Genomic DNA, 19,159 nt, shown 5'->3' on the forward strand with positions numbered 1-19,159 from the left:
TTTTATTTTAATATAGTTGAAAATCGGGTCATTTGGGAGGGGATACGATATGAATAAACGTCAAATTAAGGTAGCGGCCGTTCAGTCCGCCCCGCTGCTGTTCGATAAGCAGTCCGCCATGGACAGAATTGACGACAAAACCCGGGAGGCGGCACGTCAGGGAGCCGAGCTGATCGTGTTTCCCGAGGTATTTCTGCCAGGCTATCCGCGAGGGTTAAGCTTTGGCGCCCGGGTGGGCAGCCGCACGGCGGGAGGAAGAAAGGATTGGGAACGCTACTGGGCAAGCAGTATCGACGTTCCCGGGTCTGAAACGGCGGTATTCGGCGAGCTGGCGAAGGAGCTTGGCGTTTATTTGGTGATCGGCGTGGTGGAGCGCGACCAGGAGTTCAGCAGGGCGACTTTGTACAACTCGGTCATTTATATCGGGCCGGATGGCCGCCTGCTGGGCAAACACCGGAAGCTCGTTCCGACGGGTTCGGAACGCCTGCTGTGGGGAGAGGGAGACGGCAGCACACTTCCCGTTATCGATACGTCGTTCGGCAGGATCGGAGGATTGATCTGCTGGGAAAATTACATGCCGCTGGCCCGCACAGCCCTCTATGCGCAGGGCATTGATATTTATATCGCGCCTACGGCAGACGCCCGCGATACGTGGCAGGCCACGATCCGGCATATTGCCTGCGAGGGACGCTGCTTTGTGATCGCCTGCAACCAGTTTGCGACCAAAGCTTCTTATCCCGCCGATCTGGACGGTTACGAAGAGCTGGAACAGGACGGCGAGATTTTATGCAGGGGCGGCAGCGCCATCGTGGGACCGCTTGGCGATTATGTAGCCGAGCCGCTTTACGATGAGGAAGGAATCGTGTTTGCCACACTGGATCTGGCCGAAATTCCGCAAAGCCGGTTTGATTTTGACGTGGTAGGCCATTACAGTCGTCCGGACGTGTTCCAACTGATCGTGAACGAGAAGAAGCAAGAGATTGTACGGAAAACAGAAGGTTGACTGGGGCATCGTTAAGCTCCGCCTTCGACCGGGCCGGGTGCATAGAACAACAGCAGGTCCGTTCCTTTAGGAACGGGCCTGTTTGAGCGCAATGGCAATGAAGTCGCGGACATAGCCCTCCAGATCGTCCCGCTTGCGGGAGCCGAGCACGATTTTGTTGCCGATCTTTACGCCTTTTACGTGGACCAAGGCCAAATCTCCGCGCCGGATAAACGAGTCCGCCGCCAGAGACGAGACAAAGCTGGCGCCGTATCCGGCCGCCACCGCCTGGATGACCTCGTGAAGTCCGTTGAACTGCAGTTCGATAACGGGCGGGGAGACCTTGTTCTGCCGGCAGAGTTCGGTCAGCGTGTTCCTGGTATTGCTGCCTTCTTCCCGCATGATAAACGGCTCCTTTAACATTTCGTCCAGGGGAATTTCGCCGCCGGCGTGTTTATGACCGGGAGCGACGACAAACACAAATTGGTCAGTGAACAGCTCAAAACGCTGAAAAGAAAGGAGAGGATTGTCCGACACCTCATTTTCCCCAAATATCGCGATATCCGCCGCATATTGGCTGAGCTTTTCCAGGGCATCCTGCGAGTTGGCGGTGGAAATTTCCACCTTGATCTCGGGATATTTTTGCTTGAACAAGGCTGCCCATCCGGGGATGAACGTGCTTGATGCCAGGTAGTTGCCGCAGATTTTCAGCTTTCCTTCCGGGTGGCTTTGCTGCTCCGCGATCATTTCTCCGATTTGCTCTTCCAGACTAAACAATTGTTCAATAGGTGTGAAAATTTTTTGCCCAAAGGGAGTTAATACAAGGTTTCGCCCCTTTTTTTCGAACAAAGCCACTTGATATTGCTTCTCCAGGTTCCGGATTTGCGTGGAAATAGCGGGCTGGCTGATATTCAAACGTTTTGCGGCTTCGGTTACGCTTCCCGTCGAAGCGACGGTATAAAACAGCATCCAGGCATGAAGATTCAGTCGCATTTAAACACCTTCTATAAATTTTGTGAATGGATCATTAAAAATATATATTATTATCTTATGTTTTTCGGATTTATACTTCAAGTAACTTGAGAGGAGGAGCATCATTATGGATACGGTGATTTATCTGGTCAGACACGGGCAGACGGAGTGGAATCTGGAGCACAGAATGCAGGGGCACCAGGACTCGCCGCTGACTGCCGCCGGGCGACTGCAGGCGGAGAAGCTGCATGAACGTTTAAGAACGGTTGATTTTGCCAAAGTGTATGCCAGCACGAGTCCAAGGGCGATTGCCACCGCCGAGATCATTTCCGGAAAAAAACGCGAACACATCGGCCAATGGGATGGATTAAGGGAAATCAACATGGGTTTGTGGGAAGGACGGCAGGTAGGCGATATACAGAACGAATATGGGGTGGAGTTTGACAACTTTTTTAGCCGCCCTCATTTATACGTGCCGACTGCCGGAGGAGAAACCTATGCCAAACTGCGGGAACGGGCTGTATCAGCTCTTGAGGCTATATTGACGGAAGCTGTACAGTCCGATGCGAAAGGGGGTCGAGGCAGTCACATTCTGGTTGTGACGCACCGCATGACTTTAAGAACGCTTATGAACCACTACGCCGGTAACGACCTTGAAGGAATGGGAGAGGCTCCGGACGTCCCGCCGGCTAGCCTGAGTACAATTGCTTTTAGGGAAGGAAGAGCGCGGGTCGAGCTTTATGGGGATATATCGCATTACAAGGATGAATAGTTAGGGCTAAAGAAAAAGCAGGCCGGCTGCAAGCCTGGCCCTGCTTTAAAATCAACAATGAACATCGACGCGGTACGTTATGATTGCATAATTACCCACAGAGGATCAGACTCAGCAGGGTCAAAGTCAATATACCGGCGCGCAGGGGAATCACTCGATCCCACCGGTTCTGAAGCGCCCGGGCATTGTAAGGAAGTTGCCCTGCCCGAGCGGCACTGGTTAATTGCACGTTTACGGGTTTAGATACGGTGGAATACAAAACAAGGAACAACACTTGAGCCATAAGGGCAATAAGAATCCACACAAGAGCTGTAATGGGAGCGGAATCGAGCAGTTGGGTGATGGCCAGCAAAAGGGATGTGACGATACCTGCAGCACCAAAAACGGGCATTCTTTTATCGGCAACCTCATGCATTCGGCCCATTACTTCAGCCATGGCGGAATCTGTGCTCAAAGAAAGGGCCTTTCTGCCAACGACCGTAAAAAAAACATCGACACCGTACACGACTCCAACGCTGAGAATAGATAATACATACAGTATATGGTTGATAATCTCCATTAGAGAGTTGCCTCCTTATAAGCCGCCCCGGCTTTCGAGTTTCGGAACAGAAGGGCTGCTACCAGCAGCACGAATGCCGCCGTGATAAAGTGCTGCCAGCAATCCTGTACGCGGCCTCCTCCGGCAAGAACCAAGGTCCCGTCAAAAAGCGGCATCAAAGATCCGGCGGCCAGATAGATGCCCAATGTTTTTTTCATCCGCAGCAAAGCAAATAGCATAATCGCCAAACCTGTCACCACGTCCCGGTCCGCTTTGACTCGTACGAAATAGCCATCTGGCAGGCTATGCAGCGGCAGCCCGAAAGCTCGGGCTGCGGCCTCGGGTTGAATAAAGCCATTAATTCCAAGCGTAAACAGACCAAATCCGATGAGAAGTGTAAGCCAAAACGTTACCGATTTCGTTCCCCAATCGTTTTTCATTTTCAGTCACTCCGATCTTTGTTCATTTAGATAAGTCAAAACGGCGTGAATCGCCAACTGTTCGGCTTGCTCGGTGTCCCCGTAAAAACGCCTAGCCATCACGATCGAGCAAATGCCGTGCAAAATACTCCACAGAACGTAAACCCGCTGGTTCAGAAGTTCTTCCTCTTCGTCAGGGCGAAGCAGCTTTAACGTTTTAAAGGTGACTTCCCCGATTTTCATTCCCTCTTGCCATGTCTCTTGAACGCCGAATGGGACTCCGTCCATGCCATACATGATCCTGTAATAAGCCCCGTGGTCCCATGCAAAACGGCAATAGGATATAGTCAGCGCCACCATTTGTTCATAAGGATCAGTGTTTGATTGCCGCGCATGTTCCATTTGTTCCGCGAGAAGGGTAAACCCTTTACGCAAAAGCTCCAGCACCATTTGATCCTTATTTTCAAACAAGTCGTAGATTTTGGTTGTGCTATATTCGATGGCCTCGGCTACTCTTCGGATGCTGACGTACGACCAACCTTCCTTCTCAGCCAGGCGAATCGCTGCATCCAGTGCCTCCTCTCTTAATTGCTGCCTTACTCGTTCCATTCGTTTAGTCAACTTTTTGCAAGCTCCTTTGCATCTTTTTATGTAACAACGTAATTAAAAATAACACTGTTATTTTTTAAAGTCAAGTTGTCTTTAGAAAGCCGTACCTGACCGAGTCTGGCCCCGAGTTATGGCAACTGTTTTCTCCGGATTAGGGTTTGCAGGCTGTTAAACGAGAACGCAAAAAGGGCTGTGACAGCTTGCCTACCGGCAACCAACCTGTCACAGCCCTTGAACCCATGGCAGACGCGGGCCTTTTTTATTTCTCTTTCCCCGTAGCCACGGGATTCTCCTCATAGCTGACCCAATCGCTCCAGCTTCCCGCATAAAGCTTGGCCTGCGGATAACCGAGCAAGTGCAGCGCCAGCACGTTAGGCGTTGCGCTCACGCCGGAGCCGCAATAAACGATTACGTTGCGGTCCTGGTCAAACGCTTCGGCGACCGGCTCCAGTTGCTGGCGGATCTCGGGCTCTGCTTTCCAGGAGCTGCCGTCGCGGAAGAGGTGTTTCCAGAAACGGTTGATGGCGCCGGGGATATGTCCGGCTTTCTTGTCGAGTGGTTCGTGTTCGCCGGCATAGCGGCTTTCGTCCCGGGAATCGATGAGCAGGGCGTTTTTGCTGTTTACGGCAGATCGGACTTCATGGACGTCCGCAACCATAGACGCCTGAACCTTCGGTTCGAAAGAGGCCGGAACTACGATGCGCGTATCCGAGGTGACGGGGTAACCGCCATTTTTCCAGGCCGAATAGCCTTCGTCCAGAACGGACACATTTTCGTGCCCAAGCCATCGGAGCAGCCACCAGAGTCTGGCGGCGTACATGCCTCCTTGATCATCATAAGCGACAACGCGCACCTGATTGCCAATGCCGGCGCGGCTCAGTTTGGCCGCAAGCTCCTGCGGGTCCGGCAGCGGATGTCTGCCGCCGTGTTCGCCGGGAGGGGCGGACAGATCCTGCTCCAGATCCAGGTAAACGGCCCCGGGAATATGGCCTTCCTTATATGCGAGAGGCCCGGCTTCCTGATCGGCTAAATCAAATCGGCAATCGGCGATTACCAAATCGGGGTCATACATGCGGGCAAGCAGCCACTGCTTGGATACGATGGGTTCCATCTTGCTCCTCCTTCTAAATGAATTGCTGAGCAGGCATCCATTCTCATTCGTGCCTGTTCTATTCTTCCCTCAATGTAGCACATGTGAAAGGGGTGTACAATTCCATCAAATGTGGGTGTGATTTGATAATGCCGCAGGAAATTCGCAAATAATCAACAAAAAATACTATAATATCTATCAAAATATCCATAAGGGCTATTTCGAATTTGGTAGAAGGTGTGGTTAAATAGGGAAATAGAAGAATAAGAAGGAATATATTGAATCTGACTAGCTAGGAGGGAACCATGTCTCGAGTATTTTCGACTTTGACTATTTTACTTGTTGTGATTTGTATGATTTTCACCTCCGGTTTGGCTTACGCCAGCTCGGAATTATCCGATGTGCAGCATAAGCTTAAGGAAGTTCAGCAGGAGAAGAAAGCCTCACAGCAAAACCTATCGGATTCCAAAAGTGAAATGAATGAGATTCAAAAGGAAGTTCAAGCCTCAAACGAGAAGTTGAATCATCTGGATCAGTACATAGGCAATGTAACCGATCAAATGCAATTGCTGGTAGCCGATATCCAACAGGAGAAAACGAACCTGACGCAGATTGCCCAAGATTTGCAGGAGGCGGATTCCCGCATCGAACAGCGCAATAAAAGGCTGGCCGAAAAATTGCGGTCGCTCTATATGGACGGTAACGTCAGTTATTTGGATGTGCTGCTTAATTCCACCAGCTTCTCGGATTTTATCGACCGCTTTCAATCCTTAGAGGAAATTTCCCGCTCCGATAAAGATATGCTGGAGAGCAATAAACAAGATAAACAGCTTATAGCGGAGAAAGAGGCACAGCTGCAGCAGGAGCTGGCGCAAGTCCAGCAGAGCTATAAAACGATGCAGCAGAAGCAAAATGATCTGGTGTCCCAGAAGAACAAAGAAGCGGTAAACAACGTCAGTTATTCGCAAAAACAGAAGCATCTGGAAGATGCGGCCCAGTCCGAAATGCAAAATTTACAGGTACTGGCCGAACAGGAAGCGGCCCTGCTGCAGCAGGAAAAAGAATTAAAAGCTTTAGCCGAATCCTCATCGGCGCTGGCAACTCATGCTTCGCTGCAGAAGGTGATTCATCCGCTGCTTGGCATCAAATATGTGTGGGGCGGAACTACAACCGACGGCTTTGATTGTTCCGGTTTTACACGATATGTCCTGGCCAAATACGGGGTTCACCTGCCGCGTACATCGGCTGAACAGTCCCATTTCGGGGACTATGTATCCAAAGATGATTTGCGGACCGGAGATCTGGTATTCTTTAATACTTACGGTCAGCCAGGCACGGTAACGCATGTTGCGATTTATATCGGCAATGGACAGATCGCCAATGCGGTCTCTACGTCTGTTCAGATCAACCGTCTGAACGATTCCTATTTTAGCCCCAGATACCTTACGGCCCGCCGGGTTCTTAGCGACAAGCAGTATCAGGCGATTACAAAATAAAACTCGTACATTTCCAGGCAAAAAGCCCGCGCGATTGCGGGCTTTTTCTGTTATCTCCTCTACTCGTACTCCAAATTCCTTCTATCCCTTTAAAGCGCCGATCATGACGCCCTTTACGAAAAAGCGCTGAATAAACGGGTAAACGCACAGGATCGGCAGCGTGGCGACCACGATGGTCGCGTATTTGATCGTTGCGCCGATTTGGAACTGCTCGCCTACCGCGGAGCCGGAGGTCATGTTATCCGTCGAGCTCAGGATCAGAATCTCCCGCAGAAAGATTTGCAGCGGATACAAATTGTGATCCTGGATAAAAATCGAGGCGTAAAACCAGCCGTTCCATTTCTCCACCGCATAATACAAGCCCATAACGGCGATGACCGGCAGCGACAGCGGAATGATGATCTTGAACAAGATGGTAAAATGGTTCGCTCCGTCAATCTTGGCGGATTCCTCCAGACTATCCGGGACAGCCTGAAACGAAGTTCGCATGACAATCAGGTTAAACGTATTGACGGCAAACGGGATGATCGTCGACCAAAGCGTATTGTACAAGCCGACGCCTTTCACGACCAGATAGAAGGGCACAAGCCCGCCGCTGAAAAACATGGTGAAGGTGATGAGCATCATAAACAGCTTGTTCCACATCACGTTTTTCCGCGACAGCACGTAGGCGCCAAGCGCGGTCATCAGCAGGTTCAAGGCAACGCCCACCACCACGATAAACAAGGTGTTCCGATAACCCGTATAAATGCCGGGATTGGAGAAAACGAGCCTGTAGGCCTCCAGATTGAAGCCGAGCGGCTTCCACAGCAAACCTTTATGGGCAATAATTTCGTTCGGATTGCTGAACGAGGCGAATACGACATGAAGCAGCGGGTATACCGTAGCTATGATCAGCAGAAACAATACAAAATAAATGAGGTTCAGGGAAATCCTTTCGTACCTCGTCGTTTTCAATGCGGCACCTCCTGTAAAGCCGGGGCTGTTCTAAGAATCGCGCTAACCCTAATGCGGATTACCATAAGCTGTTGCTGGTTATTCTTCTGCTGAGCCAGTTGGCCAGGACGAGCAGAATCAGATTGATAATGGAGTTGAACATGCCGACCGCGGTGCTGTAACTCCAGCTGAATTCCAGCAGACCCTTGCGGTAAACGAAAGAAGAGATCACATCGGCCGTCTCGTACACCACCGGGTTATAAAGCAAAATGATTTTCTCGAACCCTACGTTCAGCAAATTCCCCATGCGCAAAATAAACAAAATCACGATTGTCGGCAGGATGCCCGGCAGGGTAATATGCCACATTTGCTTAAGTCGGCCGGCTCCGTCCATGCGGGCGGCTTCGTATTGCTCCTGATCGATGGCCATCAGCGCAGCCAGGTAAATGATCGATTCCCAGCCCGCTTTCTGCCAGATTTCGGACAGGATATAGATCGGACGGAAGAGACCGGCGTGCTGCAGCATGGCGGTCCCGTCCCCGCCGAAATAAGCGTAGATAGTGTTGATAACGCCGCCGCTGTCCGTGAAATCCCGAATCAAACCGGCGATGACGATCATCGAAATAAAATAAGGCATGTAAGTGGCCGATTGAACGACCTTGCGGTAGGTCTTGTTCCGGACCTCGTTGATGAGCAGCGCCAGCAGGATCGGGGCCGGAAATTCGAACAGCAGCGAATAGACGCTGATGATTAGCGTATTTTTCAAGACGCGCAAGAAATAATAGCTTTCGAAAAAGGTCGTGAAATGATGGAGCCCTACCCAGGGGCTGTCCATGATGCCTTTAAGCGGCGAATACTCCTTGAAGGCGATCAGCACGCCGTACATCGGCGCGTAATTGAAGACGGCGTAAAAAGCGATCACCGGAAGCATCATCAGATACAGGTATTTGTTCGTCACAAAATCCCTGATCAATTTCGCGCGGAATGCGTTTTTATTCATGTCTGTTCTCTCTCCTTAAGCGGGAGAGGGGCAAAAGCGGCGGATTTGCCTCGCCGCCTTCGCCTTTCCCGCGTCTCCCCAAACAGGCGTTTTAACGGTTGTTGTAGCGGTCCAGGGCCGCCTGCTGAATTTCCGTCGCCCGGTCGATGCCGAGCGTCTTGAGTTTGCTCATGTAGCTGTCGAACGCATCCAGCGGTTCGTTGCCCATAATGATTTTGAGCGTCATTTCATCGACCAGCGTGTTGACGTCGTTCATAATCTGCGCAAGCTCCGACGCCTCCTCCGGCGTTGGCGTAATCTGCGGCAGCTTGTATTTGTCCACGTCCGTATGGGCCCAGGTTTCGATCGCCGATCTTTGCTCCGGCAGGGCCAGATATTGGGTGATGTAGCGTTTATCCTGAACGAACGGGCCTCCGTAGTTGGCGCGGATATACAGCGACATCGCCTGCGAAGGGGACAGCTTATCCGGATTGTTCATCAGCAAATCGGTATAGACCGGTTCGCCGTCTTTCATTTCGTAGCTGACGCCTTCCTGACCGAAGTTGAAATACATATGTCCTTCTTCACTGTAACCCCAGTCCAGCAGGCGGGCCGCCAGCTCCACGTTTTGCGCTTTGGAGGTAATCGCTACGTTGGTACCCGTCGTATATACGGGGTCTTTCTGTCCGAGCATCGGAACGTCTCCCGGGTGCAGCACCGGATAAGGCGCGGCCACCAGCTTCGCGTTCGGGTCTTTCTCCTCAAGCAGAGGCAGCCATTTGCCGATGCCGCTGCCCGAATTATGGACGGTTGCTCCGGTGGTTCCGTTTGTTATGTTAGTGTCCAGCGCTTTGCCGTCGACGTTGGCGATGTTTTTATCGAGCAGGCCTTCGGCGTACCACTGGCGGAACGTGCTTAAAAATTCCTTGTAACCCGGCTGCATAGGGCCGAATTTGACCGTGCCGTTATCCTGGAACCAGGTGTGGCTGGCACCGAAGGCGCCGATAAACGCGCCGTTGTTCAAAAATTCCGATTGGAAAATATACGAGAGGGGAGCGGTCGCCCCTTTCTTGTCTTTAAAGGCTGTCAGCATGTTATGCCAGTCGTCGATCGTCTCAGGCACCTTGAGGCCAAGTTCGTCCAGCCAGTCCTGGCGGATAATCGGGCCTTGGTATACCTGAAGCAGCGGATCTCCGCGCAGGAAGGGGAAGGTATAGTAGCTTCCGCTGTCCGTTTTGAGCATTTTATCGATATCCGGATTTGCCTGAAGATACTTCTTCAAGTTAGGCGCGTATTTGTCGATGACATCATTCAAGCGCAGAATGTAGCCTTCGGCGATGGCTTTCTCCGGACCGCCGGGAAAGTTGAACCAGTCGTATTCGATCATGTCCGGCAGATCGCCGGAGGCCAGCATAATGTTGAGCGAATCTCTTGACTGTCCGGCCGGCGGGCTGACGAATTTAAGCGGAATGCCCGTCCGCTTCTGCCATTCCTGGAAGAAAGGCACTTCTTCCATGGTAGCTTTGACCGAGCCGTATTCGGCCCAATAGGTTAAAGGTTTGCCCGCATCCGCTTGCAGCGGGTAAGAAACCTCCGAGGGTGCGGCGTTGTTTGGCCCGCTCCCGTTATTTGCGTCTTTTCCCGAATTCTGCGTATCCGCTTGGCTTCCGCTGCCGCCGCAGCCGGAGAGCAGCGTGAACAGCATCAGAAAGGCAAGGGCGAATGCTGCGTGTTTCCTTCTCTTTGTACCGGGCAAGCTCATATAGCTGTAACCTCCCTGTTTTTTGCGAATTTGAAGTGTGAGGCGCCTCACTACCAATTATGCGGCAGCCTGCCGGATCCGGGAATCGTCAACATCCCGAATCGCATCTTCGATTTCCTGAATTACATCATCAATACCGGAAACGGCATCATCAAAATCGGAAATTTCTATGGATAACACCGATTATTTCTGAAAAAAAAGAGGCTCCGTCAGAGCCTGCAAATCCATATGCGGCTTAGCCCGGCCTTATGGCCCGAACGCCGCTACAACGTTTTTTGGTATTGTCCGGGGGTAACCCCTTCATATTTTTTGAAAGTCCGGATAAAGGTATTGATATCATGGAATCCCGACTGCGAAGCAATGGATTTGATGCTCTGCGAGGAGTCCTGCAGCAGCCGTTTGGCATGGTCCATCCTGAACCGGTTGATCGTATCCAGCAGACCTTCACCCGTTTGCTCCTTAAACAATTTGGACAGGTAGGTCGGGGTCATGCCAAATTGTTCGCCGATCAGGGATATATTTAAATTCGGCTGATCATAACGCTCCGCAATGAAAGTCATGATTTCGGCGCTTCTTTCCTGGAGCACCAGGCTGCGGGAGGATTGCAGCTGCTGTTTCTGCTTGGCGGCTGCATAGGCGCAAACCTCCCGGACAACGGACAGCAGCGATTTCTCCATATCCTTGATCGATTCGCTGTTCATAACCTTCGTTACCCATTCGGTGCGGATGACCGCCGGATTCTCCTCCGTATCCCCGAGTTCGCCGGCCGTTTTGATCAGCGTGCTGACCAGATCGAACATCAGGCATTTGACGAGGTTCACGGAGATTTTGTTGGTCTCCATACATCCGGCTATAAGGCTTCGGATCATGGACTCGGCTTTATCGGCATCCCCTGCTTTGACGTGGTTCATCAGCTGCCGCTCGGCTTGCAGCGAATAAGGATAACCGCTGCCGGTATCGGCGGCTTCACCGGATCCCGGCCGGATGTCGTCATAAGCGATCACTTCCCGGCTGCCGCCGATCACGACCAGGTATTCCATGGCGTCAACCGCTTCCCGGTAAGCAACCGAGAGATCGTCCAACGAATGTTGAATGCCGCTGATGGACACCAGGGTATGAATGCGGAACTTATCTTTCAAAAATTGCCGCGCCCGCTCCGCCAGTCCCTCTGCTTCTTCCGGAAGCCGTTCCCGGTCACCCGGCGCGAAGTTCAGCAGGCAGGCAAGATGGTCGTCCATCTCGCAGACAAAACCCAGATGGCGTTCATTGGCCAGGTCCTCCACGATGTTGGTCACGATGAACTGCATCAGCTTGGGGTTGTCCGCAAGGCCGGATATTCCGTCCGGCTGGTCCGCAAACGGCTCGTAATCTACATAGAAGAGAAGCACGGCGAAATCGCCGGAATGAAAATGAACGTCAAACGCGGCGAGCGACTCATCGAGAGCCAGCGGTCCGTCCAACTTCCCTTTCAGCATACGCGCCAGCATATTGGAGCGCAGCATGTAGGACTGCTGCCGCATCCTCAGCCGGATCTGTCCTTGTTCGCTCAGCGTATCCGATATGACCCTTTGAATGTGAAGGAATTCATTTTCGTTGCCTTCGACCAGGCCGAATTTATACTCCGAGCCTTTGAGCAGCCGCAGCAGCTTGCTGACGGGACTATAATGCCTCAGAAGAAAAAACAGGCTCAGCAAAATCCCGCCTGCTACGCTGACCCAAAGGCCGGCGTAAGTAATATTCCGCAGGGAGATCGTTTTCTGCCAAAATTGCGTCCGCGGGACCGCCGTTACATAAATCAGTTCCGAGTTTTTGGATTTAATATACATAAATTCGGAAGGCTGACCCTCATAATTTCCGTAATAAGAACCGGTTTCGCCTGTAAAATTCATATCCAGCAGATCCAGCGGGCTGCCGTGTTGATCGGTGGAAAGAAGCACCTGCTTGTCCCGGTTCAGGACCATCACCTGGCCGTTGCTGAAGTCTTTGGCATTGACGATGCTTTCCATAAGTTTTCCCGTATCCAGCAGCACAACCGCCGCTCCCGGAGGACGGCTCCATTTATCCTTAGGGAAAGAATGAATGTAAGCAAGCGCATTGCTGCCGGAATCCTTGCCTTGCAGTTTGACAAACCTGCCGTTATCGTTCTTTTGCAGGATTTCCAGCCATACCTCATACGAGATTTGTTCATTCTGATGGATGGATTCAAAGGCCAGCCTGCTGCTGCGATAAACGCCCGGTTCCAATACCAGATCCTGATCCCTCCAGTAGATGTAATAGGTTTTGATCGAAGGGTAGAGGGACTGGTAAATGGCTATTTCCTGAGCGGTTTGGTGCAGGCTGTACAGGTCCGAATCGAGGCTGCCCGGTGTTTTGTACAGGTTCGAATACATAAATCCCCGGATCCGCACGTTCCAGATCAGCTCGGTCGTCAGGCGGTCCGCAGTCTGGATCTGATTGTCGATGGTGCCCCGGACCTCTTTCAACAGCACATCGTTGGCGCGGTGGATTTCACTTTTCAAAATGCCTTGGGAGCGGGTATAAACCAAAAAACTGATGAGGACCGGAATCATCAAAATGACCAGGTAGGAGAACAGCCAGGATAAAATAATGCTTCTCCAATTTAATAGAAAACGCTTCCACAAGTCGGGACAACCCCCTTGCCCGGCGTGACCGCCCGGACTTTATTTCAATGCTTGCCATTCTGGATGGTAGAAGGAACCCGCCGCTAAGGCGGGCAAGGCGGTGCGGCTTTTATTTCCTTATCTCGAAAAACTGGCATTCCCGCCGCGGATGGTACGTAAGGTCGCTGACGCTGGATTGGGTAATGATCGTCTCCGAAGTGAACCGGACAATAGACGTAGAAGAGTCGATCAGATGGTCGCCGCGGAATACGCGGATATGCTGCTTTTGATCTACGGCTTCCTGGAAGTCGGCATCGGTGAATAATTCTCTGGTAACAGGCATATAGGGATAACTCCTTTGTCAAAAAATGGTCAATACTATTCAAAGGCGGTTTGCCAGGGTTAGTTGTCGGCAGGGGAAAGATGAGCGCGCGGCTTGTTCCTCTTCCCCCTCCTTCCCTTGCAGCCAAGCTTGTTCCTTTGCTTGTTCTTCATTGTAAAACATTTGTCCGGCTTCATGAATACCGATAGAAAAAATAAACCTTTATGTTCTTCCGCCATGCGGATACAATAGCATAAAACAACAGGGAAACAAGCGGAAGCGCCGCTTTTGATTTCATTGCTTTATTCAGTACAAGAGGAGTGCAGCTTATGAATATTCAGGAACTAAGACAACACCGGCAGTATCCGGACAATATCGGTCAGGAGCACAGCCGGGCAACTTTCGAGCGGGATTATTCCCGCCTAATCCACTCGCCGACCTTCCGCCGGCTTCAAGGGAAATCCCAGGTGTTCGGCGCGGGTACAGGCGACTACTACCGCACGCGGTTAACCCACTCCCTGGAAGTGGCGCAGATTGCCCGTGAGGCGGCAAGAAGCCTGCTGCGGGCATATCCTGCCGTGGAGACGGAGCGGGCCGGGCATCCCGGGCTGATTATCGATCCCGAGGTGGTGGAATGCGCGGCCATCTCGCATGATTTTGGACATCCCCCATTTGGACATAAAGGCGAAGAAGTGCTGGAAGGCATTCTGGAGAATTTAATAGAAGAAAAAATCAAACAGTCGCTGAAAGGGCGCAAGGTTTCCCCTGCGGAAGCCAAACATACGCGGGAAGCGATCCGCCGGAAATACGAGCATTTCGAAGGCAACGCCCATAACTTCAGGCTGATGATGTTCCTGGAGAAACGGGAAAGCCATGACGGCCTGAATTTGTCCGACGCCGTGCTGCTGGGCACCAACAAATACCCTTATCCGGGCACGGAAAATAAGAAGGGTCTCTACCACCATGAATGGGAGTATATCTCCTACATTCGGGACCGGTGGGGCATCCCGGCCGGCAAAAAAACGCTGGAAGCGCAGCTTATGGATCTGTGCGACGACATCGCTTATTCCGCACATGATCTTGAGGACGGAATTAAAGCGGGCAAAATCGAAGTTCATGAGCATTTCCTCAAGGACTCCCATATTCAAAGATTAATCGTTGAGAAAATCACGACGCTGGAGGACGACTTCTGGAAAGGCTGGCCCCGGGAACAAATAGGGATGAAGGTCGACGAGGTGCTGACCTCGTTCCTTCAGGTGTGGAATGCCAAAATGCCGACCTGCGATCACGACTATTCCCGTACGCGGCGGGAGGTCAAATCCTATTGGGTCAGCGTGTTCGTCGGCAGCCTCGGCGTGATCAGCGACGGCAACTGGCAGAAGGTGACGTTTGTCAAGGAAGGTTATGAAGATGAGGACATGCTCCGGACGGTCAGCGTGTTAAAAAGCTTCGCCTGGGTCACGATGATTCGCGACCTGCGGGTGCAGCGGCTGCAGAAGCGCAGCGCCTGGGTGATCAAAAGGTTATGGGATGCCTTCGTGGATCCCGAAACCTCAAAATCGATCATTCCCGGGGACTGGCTGCGCCGTTTCGACCGCGACCAGCAGAAGCCGAACCCGATCTGGACCTGGGAGCATATGATTATCGATTACATTGCGGGCATGACCGATGCTTACGCCGAGAAAATTTACAACGAGCTTTACGGCCTGAAGGTCGGTACGATTTACGACATGGACTAACGCGTGCGACGAATATAAGGCACAAAACCTGCGTTAACAATAAACAAAGCCCGGGTCCCTACAGGCAGGAGAGCCGGGCTTCTATTTTAAGCTGCGGTGAGCTTTTATCATTGAATCTTATCTCATCCTTGAATCCTAACGGTTTTTATTCTCTTCCAGCGGCGGGTTCGCATGGCATTTGCGGCATACCGGGTAATACGATTCGCTGCCGCCGATCTGGATCTGCTCTCCCGTATAAACGGGTTTGCCGTTTTCGACGCGCAGGTTCATGGTCGCCTTGCGTTCGCAGAACCAGCAGATCGTTTTCATCTCTTCGATTTTATCGGCATAAATGAGCATCAGCCGGCTGCCTTCGAACAGCTGGTTTTGAAAATCATTTTTGAGGCCAAACGCCATTACCGGCACATTCAGCTCATCGACGATCCGGACCAGCTGGCGGATATTTTCCTCGTTCAGAAACTGGCATTCGTCCACCAGCACGCAGTAGGGCTTCGGGTGATGTTCTTTTACAGCCGTATAGATGTCGCTGTCTTCAAAAATCGGGATAGCTTGTCTGCGAAAGCCGATCCGCGAGGAAACGAATCCGACCTCATCACGGTTATCCACCGCCGACGTAAAGATCAATACAGGTTTGTCCTGCTCCTCATAATTGTGGGCCACCTTCAGAATTTCAATGGATTTGCCGCTGTTCATTGCTCCGTATTTAAAAAATAATTGGGCCAAGGGAGATGTTCCTTTCTGTCATTAAATCGCAAACCAAAAAAGATAAACTTCAATTATTCTAACATAAATATTGGCCGGAACCCGATTCTTTTTCAACGAAAGCCGAGCAGCTGTTGAACCATAGCCCGAAAAAAATTCGGGATTTTGAATCTGCCGGATGACTTTGGTATGGTAGAGAGGAAGAAGGCAAGGCGCGATTTTAAAGGTTATTTATAAGGAATATATATATCGTTCTTTAGGGAGGAAAAGGGAGCATGTCACAGCTTACGGTGGATACGCAATATGGAACGGTTGAGGGCATCCGGGGCGAGGGCGTCCGAATTTGGAGAGGCCTGCCTTACGCCAAGCCGCCTGTCGGTGAGCGGCGTTTTCAGGCTCCAGCGGCTCCCGATGCCTGGGCAGGGGTAAGGAAAGCCGATACCTACGGGCCGATCAGCATCCAGCCGGTTCATGAAACAGCGGGATTTTTTGGCGCCGATGCGGCGCCGGGTGCTTCGGAGGACTGCCTGTACCTGAACGTCTGGGTGCCTGAGGAAACGGGGGACACGCCGCTGCCGGTGATGGTGTGGATCCATGGCGGCGCTTTTGTAACCGGATCGGGCAGCGTGCCGATGTATGAAGGTACCAAATTGGCCCGCCAAGGCGTTATTGTCGTCAGCCTGAACTACCGTTTGGGCGTTTTGGGCTTCATGCATGCCGGTTTCCTTGGCGAGGGATTCACCTCGAACGCCGGGCTGCTTGACCAGATCGCTGCGCTGAAATGGGTTCGCGACAATATTGCGGCATTCGGCGGCGACCCGGAACGCGTCACGGTTTTCGGCGAGTCGGCCGGGAGCATGAGCATCGCGGCGCTGCTGGCGATGCCGGCGGCGAAAGGGTTGTTTCAGCGGGCCATTATGGAAAGCGGGGCATCGCAGGTGATGCCCGAGCCGGCCGCCCGTTCGATCACCGGGGCGCTGCTGGGACTGCTTGGCATCGATCCCGGGGAGGCGGACAAGCTGAAGACGGTTCCTGCGGAGCAGCTGATGGATGCCGCCGGAGAGTTAAGAAAGCGTTACGGCAACGATATTGCCATGCTGCAGCAGCCGGTTGTGGACGGAACCACGCTGCCGCATGAACCGCTGGCTGCCGTAAAGGACGGCTTTGCGGGGGATATTCCCATCCTGATCGGGACAAACCGGGATGAAGGCGTTTTGTTCATCAGACCCGATTCCCCGGTAATGGAGGAAAAGGATTGGCTGAAGGCGATGGAACTCATGACGGGCATCAGCGGCGAAAAAGCGGCAGCGATTGCCGCCCGTTACCCGCGAACGGCGGCGGGACAAGCCCAGATTTTGACCGACCTGTATTTCTGGCGGTCCTCCCTGCAGTTTGCTAAGGCGCAAAGCCGGCATGCTCCGGTATGGATGTACCGTTTCGACTGGACAAGCCAGGCGCATCCTTTCCTGATGCAGGCGATGCATGCGGGGGAAATCATGTTTGTTTTTGATCATCTGGAGCTGCTGAAGAATATCGGCGTCCAGGCGGAGGATTCGGCCAAAGCGCTGGCCCGCCGTATGCAGGATGCCTGGGTTTCTTTTGCCAAGCACGGAATGCCGGCAGTGGAAGGGGACGTCTGGCCGCCGTACGGGCTGCCGGAGCGGGCAACTTATATTTTTAATATCCAATCTGCGGCCGTGCAGGATCCCGAGGCCGAGAAACGGGTGCAGTTGGGTTTATAAATGAAAAGAGAGTAGGACAAGTCTCATGGACAAGGAAGTTTCAAAGCCCGACCTGGATGTTATTTTGGAGGGGCACAAGGCCTTTTTCGAACAGGGGGGAACCCGGAGCATAGCGCTGCGTATTTTGTATCTTAGACGGCTGAAGCAGGCGCTGAAGAAATATGAGAAGGAGTGGTTTGCCGCTCTCAAACAGGATCTGAACAAATCCGATTTCGAGAGCTACACGACAGAGCTGGGCCTCGTGCTTTCGGAGCTCGGGTTTATTTCCCGCAAGCTGACCGGGTGGGCGAAATCGAAGAAAGTCAGAACGGCAGTCACCCATATCGGCTCCCGAAGCCTGATCCTTAAAGAGCCTTACGGCACCGTACTGGTCATCGCCCCCTGGAATTACCCGCTGCAATTGGCTTTGTCCCCGCTGGTCGGAGCGATTGCCGCCGGAAATACGGTGGTGCTGAAGCCCTCGGAACTGACGCCGGCGGTATCCGGTCTGCTGGGGAAGATGCTGAAGGAGGTTTTTCCGCCGGATTACGTAACGGTCGTGGAGGGCGGGCCCGAGGTCAGCGCCGCGCTGCTGGAGCGGAAATTTGACTATATCTTTTTTACCGGAAGCGTTAAGGTCGGAAAAATCGTCATGGAGGCAGCAGCCAAGCAGCTGACGCCGGTTACGCTGGAGCTTGGAGGCAAAAGCCCCTGCATCGTCCATGACGACGCCAATCTGTCGCTCGCGGCCCGGAGGATCGTGTTCGGCAAGTTTACGAATGCGGGGCAGACCTGCATCGCCCCGGATTATCTGCTCGTCCACCGGAATGTAATGGACCGTTTGCTGGCGGAGCTGAAGACGGCCATTACCCGCTTTTATGGAGAGGAGCCGCTGAACAACCCCGATTACGGACGTATCGTGGGGGAACGGCAATTTGACCGGCTCCTCCAATTTTTGCAGGACGGCCGGATTGCGGCGGGCGGAAGGGCCGACCGGGACAAACTCAAGATTGAGCCGACGATTTTGATGGACGTACATGGCGGAATGCCGGTCATGCAGGAGGAGATCTTCGGGCCGCTGCTCCCCATGCTGGTGTATGACGAGCTGCAGGAAGCGATCGATACCGTCCGGAAACGGCCGAAACCGCTGGCTTTGTACCTGTTCACAAGCAGCCGCAAGGTGCAGCAGGCTGTAACGCACGAGCTTTCCTTCGGGGGAGGGACGATCAATGATACGCTGATGCATCTGGCGACGCCTTACCTGCCGTTCGGCGGAGTCGGGGAAAGCGGAATGGGCAGTTATCACGGCTACGAAAGCTTCCGGACGTTTACGCACGAGAAAGGCATCGTCAAGCAGACGACCCTGTTTGATTTTCCCTTCCGTTACCCTTTCTCCAAACGGGGGCTGGCCTTGATCCGCAAACTTTTGAAATAGTGGATCCGCACAAAAAAATAATCCCGGACCGGACATTCGTCCATCCGCGTTAAGGCTCTTCTTC

Annotated in this window: 18 protein-coding genes; 6 read left to right on the top strand and 12 right to left on the bottom strand. The window is 52.6% G+C overall.

Annotated features, from left to right (window positions below; translation table 11 throughout):
* Positions 1-49: 49 nt before the first annotated feature.
* Positions 50-1,003, top strand: a complete 954-nt coding sequence (locus AC3ZPD_RS10305) for a carbon-nitrogen hydrolase family protein (protein WP_490984198.1) — start codon at positions 50-52, stop codon at positions 1,001-1,003.
* A gap of 66 nt (positions 1,004-1,069) precedes the next feature.
* On the opposite strand, the gene AC3ZPD_RS10310 is transcribed toward AC3ZPD_RS10305, so the two are convergent.
* A complete protein-coding gene (locus AC3ZPD_RS10310) occupies positions 1,070-1,975 on the bottom strand; it encodes a LysR family transcriptional regulator (RefSeq protein WP_490984199.1) in 906 nt (301 codons plus the stop codon).
* Between the two features lie 106 nt (positions 1,976-2,081).
* Here AC3ZPD_RS10310 and AC3ZPD_RS10315 point away from each other — a divergent pair, with 106 nt between their 5' ends.
* Positions 2,082-2,726 (top strand): histidine phosphatase family protein, encoded by a 645-nt coding sequence (locus tag AC3ZPD_RS10315; protein ID WP_490984200.1) that lies wholly within the window; start codon positions 2,082-2,084, stop codon positions 2,724-2,726.
* A 91-nt stretch (positions 2,727-2,817) separates the two neighbouring features.
* On the opposite strand, the gene AC3ZPD_RS10320 is transcribed toward AC3ZPD_RS10315, so the two are convergent.
* The 4 genes from AC3ZPD_RS10320 to AC3ZPD_RS10335 all read right to left on the bottom strand — a co-directional run bounded on the left by AC3ZPD_RS10320 (position 2,818) and on the right by AC3ZPD_RS10335 (position 5,403).
* Positions 2,818-3,285 (bottom strand): hypothetical protein, encoded by a 468-nt coding sequence (locus tag AC3ZPD_RS10320; protein ID WP_490984201.1) that lies wholly within the window; start codon positions 3,283-3,285, stop codon positions 2,818-2,820.
* Positions 3,285-3,704, bottom strand: coding sequence for a DUF4267 domain-containing protein (locus AC3ZPD_RS10325; RefSeq protein WP_490984202.1), 420 nt, complete (start codon positions 3,702-3,704; stop codon positions 3,285-3,287). The genes AC3ZPD_RS10320 and AC3ZPD_RS10325 overlap by 1 nt, the downstream gene beginning before the upstream one ends.
* 6 nt (positions 3,705-3,710) lie before the next feature.
* Entirely contained in the window at positions 3,711-4,304 is a 594-nt protein-coding gene (locus AC3ZPD_RS10330; protein ID WP_490984203.1) for a TetR/AcrR family transcriptional regulator, read from the bottom strand.
* 247 nt (positions 4,305-4,551) lie between these two features.
* Entirely contained in the window at positions 4,552-5,403 is an 852-nt protein-coding gene (locus tag AC3ZPD_RS10335) for a sulfurtransferase (RefSeq protein ID WP_490984204.1), read from the bottom strand.
* Between the two features lie 284 nt (positions 5,404-5,687).
* Between AC3ZPD_RS10335 and AC3ZPD_RS10340 the strand changes: the two genes are divergently transcribed.
* Entirely contained in the window at positions 5,688-6,878 is a 1,191-nt protein-coding gene (locus AC3ZPD_RS10340) for a C40 family peptidase (RefSeq protein ID WP_490984205.1), read from the top strand.
* 81 nt (positions 6,879-6,959) lie between these two features.
* On the opposite strand, the gene AC3ZPD_RS10345 is transcribed toward AC3ZPD_RS10340, so the two are convergent.
* From AC3ZPD_RS10345 to AC3ZPD_RS10370, 6 genes are all read right to left on the bottom strand, one after another.
* Positions 6,960-7,835: a carbohydrate ABC transporter permease gene (locus tag AC3ZPD_RS10345; RefSeq protein ID WP_094095646.1), complete on the bottom strand. Its 876-nt coding sequence runs from the start codon at positions 7,833-7,835 to the stop codon at positions 6,960-6,962.
* 58 nt (positions 7,836-7,893) lie between these two features.
* The gene (locus tag AC3ZPD_RS10350; protein WP_490984206.1) at positions 7,894-8,814 is read right to left on the bottom strand and encodes an ABC transporter permease; all 921 of its coding nucleotides are present in this window, start codon (positions 8,812-8,814) and stop codon (positions 7,894-7,896) included.
* 91 nt (positions 8,815-8,905) lie between these two features.
* Positions 8,906-10,555, bottom strand: coding sequence for an extracellular solute-binding protein (locus AC3ZPD_RS10355; RefSeq protein ID WP_490984207.1), 1,650 nt, complete (start codon positions 10,553-10,555; stop codon positions 8,906-8,908).
* Positions 10,556-10,612: 57 nt separating this feature from the next.
* Positions 10,613-10,735: a hypothetical protein gene (locus AC3ZPD_RS10360; RefSeq protein WP_268237157.1), complete on the bottom strand. Its 123-nt coding sequence runs from the start codon at positions 10,733-10,735 to the stop codon at positions 10,613-10,615.
* Positions 10,736-10,818: 83 nt separating this feature from the next.
* Positions 10,819-13,197 carry a helix-turn-helix domain-containing protein gene (locus AC3ZPD_RS10365; RefSeq protein ID WP_490984208.1) on the bottom strand — a complete coding sequence of 793 codons (2,379 nt, stop codon included), beginning with the start codon at positions 13,195-13,197 and terminating at the stop codon, positions 10,819-10,821.
* Between the two features lie 109 nt (positions 13,198-13,306).
* Positions 13,307-13,519 carry a hypothetical protein gene (locus AC3ZPD_RS10370; protein ID WP_490984209.1) on the bottom strand — a complete coding sequence of 71 codons (213 nt, stop codon included), beginning with the start codon at positions 13,517-13,519 and terminating at the stop codon, positions 13,307-13,309.
* Between the two features lie 308 nt (positions 13,520-13,827).
* Between AC3ZPD_RS10370 and AC3ZPD_RS10375 the strand changes: the two genes are divergently transcribed.
* A complete protein-coding gene (locus tag AC3ZPD_RS10375; protein WP_490984210.1) occupies positions 13,828-15,237 on the top strand; it encodes a deoxyguanosinetriphosphate triphosphohydrolase family protein in 1,410 nt (469 codons plus the stop codon).
* A 135-nt stretch (positions 15,238-15,372) separates the two neighbouring features.
* Here the strand turns inward: AC3ZPD_RS10375 and AC3ZPD_RS10380 are convergent, their stop codons facing one another.
* Positions 15,373-15,960 carry a thymidine kinase gene (locus AC3ZPD_RS10380; protein WP_490984211.1) on the bottom strand — a complete coding sequence of 196 codons (588 nt, stop codon included), beginning with the start codon at positions 15,958-15,960 and terminating at the stop codon, positions 15,373-15,375.
* A 254-nt stretch (positions 15,961-16,214) separates the two neighbouring features.
* Here AC3ZPD_RS10380 and AC3ZPD_RS10385 point away from each other — a divergent pair, with 254 nt between their 5' ends.
* Positions 16,215-17,681 carry a carboxylesterase/lipase family protein gene (locus AC3ZPD_RS10385; protein ID WP_490984212.1) on the top strand — a complete coding sequence of 489 codons (1,467 nt, stop codon included), beginning with the start codon at positions 16,215-16,217 and terminating at the stop codon, positions 17,679-17,681.
* A 25-nt stretch (positions 17,682-17,706) separates the two neighbouring features.
* Entirely contained in the window at positions 17,707-19,095 is a 1,389-nt protein-coding gene (locus AC3ZPD_RS10390; RefSeq protein ID WP_490984213.1) for an aldehyde dehydrogenase, read from the top strand.
* The last annotated feature ends 64 nt before the right edge of the window (positions 19,096-19,159 follow it).

It is taken from the genome of Paenibacillus mobilis (assembly GCF_058267595.1).

Excerpts from the sequence above, each read along its gene's own strand:
- AC3ZPD_RS10375 (WP_490984210.1), top strand. The coding sequence starts at position 13,828 with ATGAATATTCAGGAACTAAGACAACACCGGCAGTATCCGGACAATATC.
- AC3ZPD_RS10350 (WP_490984206.1), bottom strand. The coding sequence starts at position 8,814 with ATGAATAAAAACGCATTCCGCGCGAAATTGATCAGGGATTTTGTGACG.
- AC3ZPD_RS10315 (WP_490984200.1), top strand. The coding sequence starts at position 2,082 with ATGGATACGGTGATTTATCTGGTCAGACACGGGCAGACGGAGTGGAAT.
- AC3ZPD_RS10355 (WP_490984207.1), bottom strand. The coding sequence starts at position 10,555 with ATGAGCTTGCCCGGTACAAAGAGAAGGAAACACGCAGCATTCGCCCTT.
- AC3ZPD_RS10390 (WP_490984213.1), top strand. The coding sequence starts at position 17,707 with ATGGACAAGGAAGTTTCAAAGCCCGACCTGGATGTTATTTTGGAGGGG.
- AC3ZPD_RS10385 (WP_490984212.1), top strand. The coding sequence starts at position 16,215 with ATGTCACAGCTTACGGTGGATACGCAATATGGAACGGTTGAGGGCATC.
- AC3ZPD_RS10370 (WP_490984209.1), bottom strand. The coding sequence starts at position 13,519 with ATGCCTGTTACCAGAGAATTATTCACCGATGCCGACTTCCAGGAAGCC.
- AC3ZPD_RS10320 (WP_490984201.1), bottom strand. The coding sequence starts at position 3,285 with ATGGAGATTATCAACCATATACTGTATGTATTATCTATTCTCAGCGTT.
- AC3ZPD_RS10335 (WP_490984204.1), bottom strand. The coding sequence starts at position 5,403 with ATGGAACCCATCGTATCCAAGCAGTGGCTGCTTGCCCGCATGTATGAC.
- AC3ZPD_RS10305 (WP_490984198.1), top strand. The coding sequence starts at position 50 with ATGAATAAACGTCAAATTAAGGTAGCGGCCGTTCAGTCCGCCCCGCTG.
- AC3ZPD_RS10310 (WP_490984199.1), bottom strand. The coding sequence starts at position 1,975 with ATGCGACTGAATCTTCATGCCTGGATGCTGTTTTATACCGTCGCTTCG.
- AC3ZPD_RS10340 (WP_490984205.1), top strand. The coding sequence starts at position 5,688 with ATGTCTCGAGTATTTTCGACTTTGACTATTTTACTTGTTGTGATTTGT.
- AC3ZPD_RS10325 (WP_490984202.1), bottom strand. The coding sequence starts at position 3,704 with ATGAAAAACGATTGGGGAACGAAATCGGTAACGTTTTGGCTTACACTT.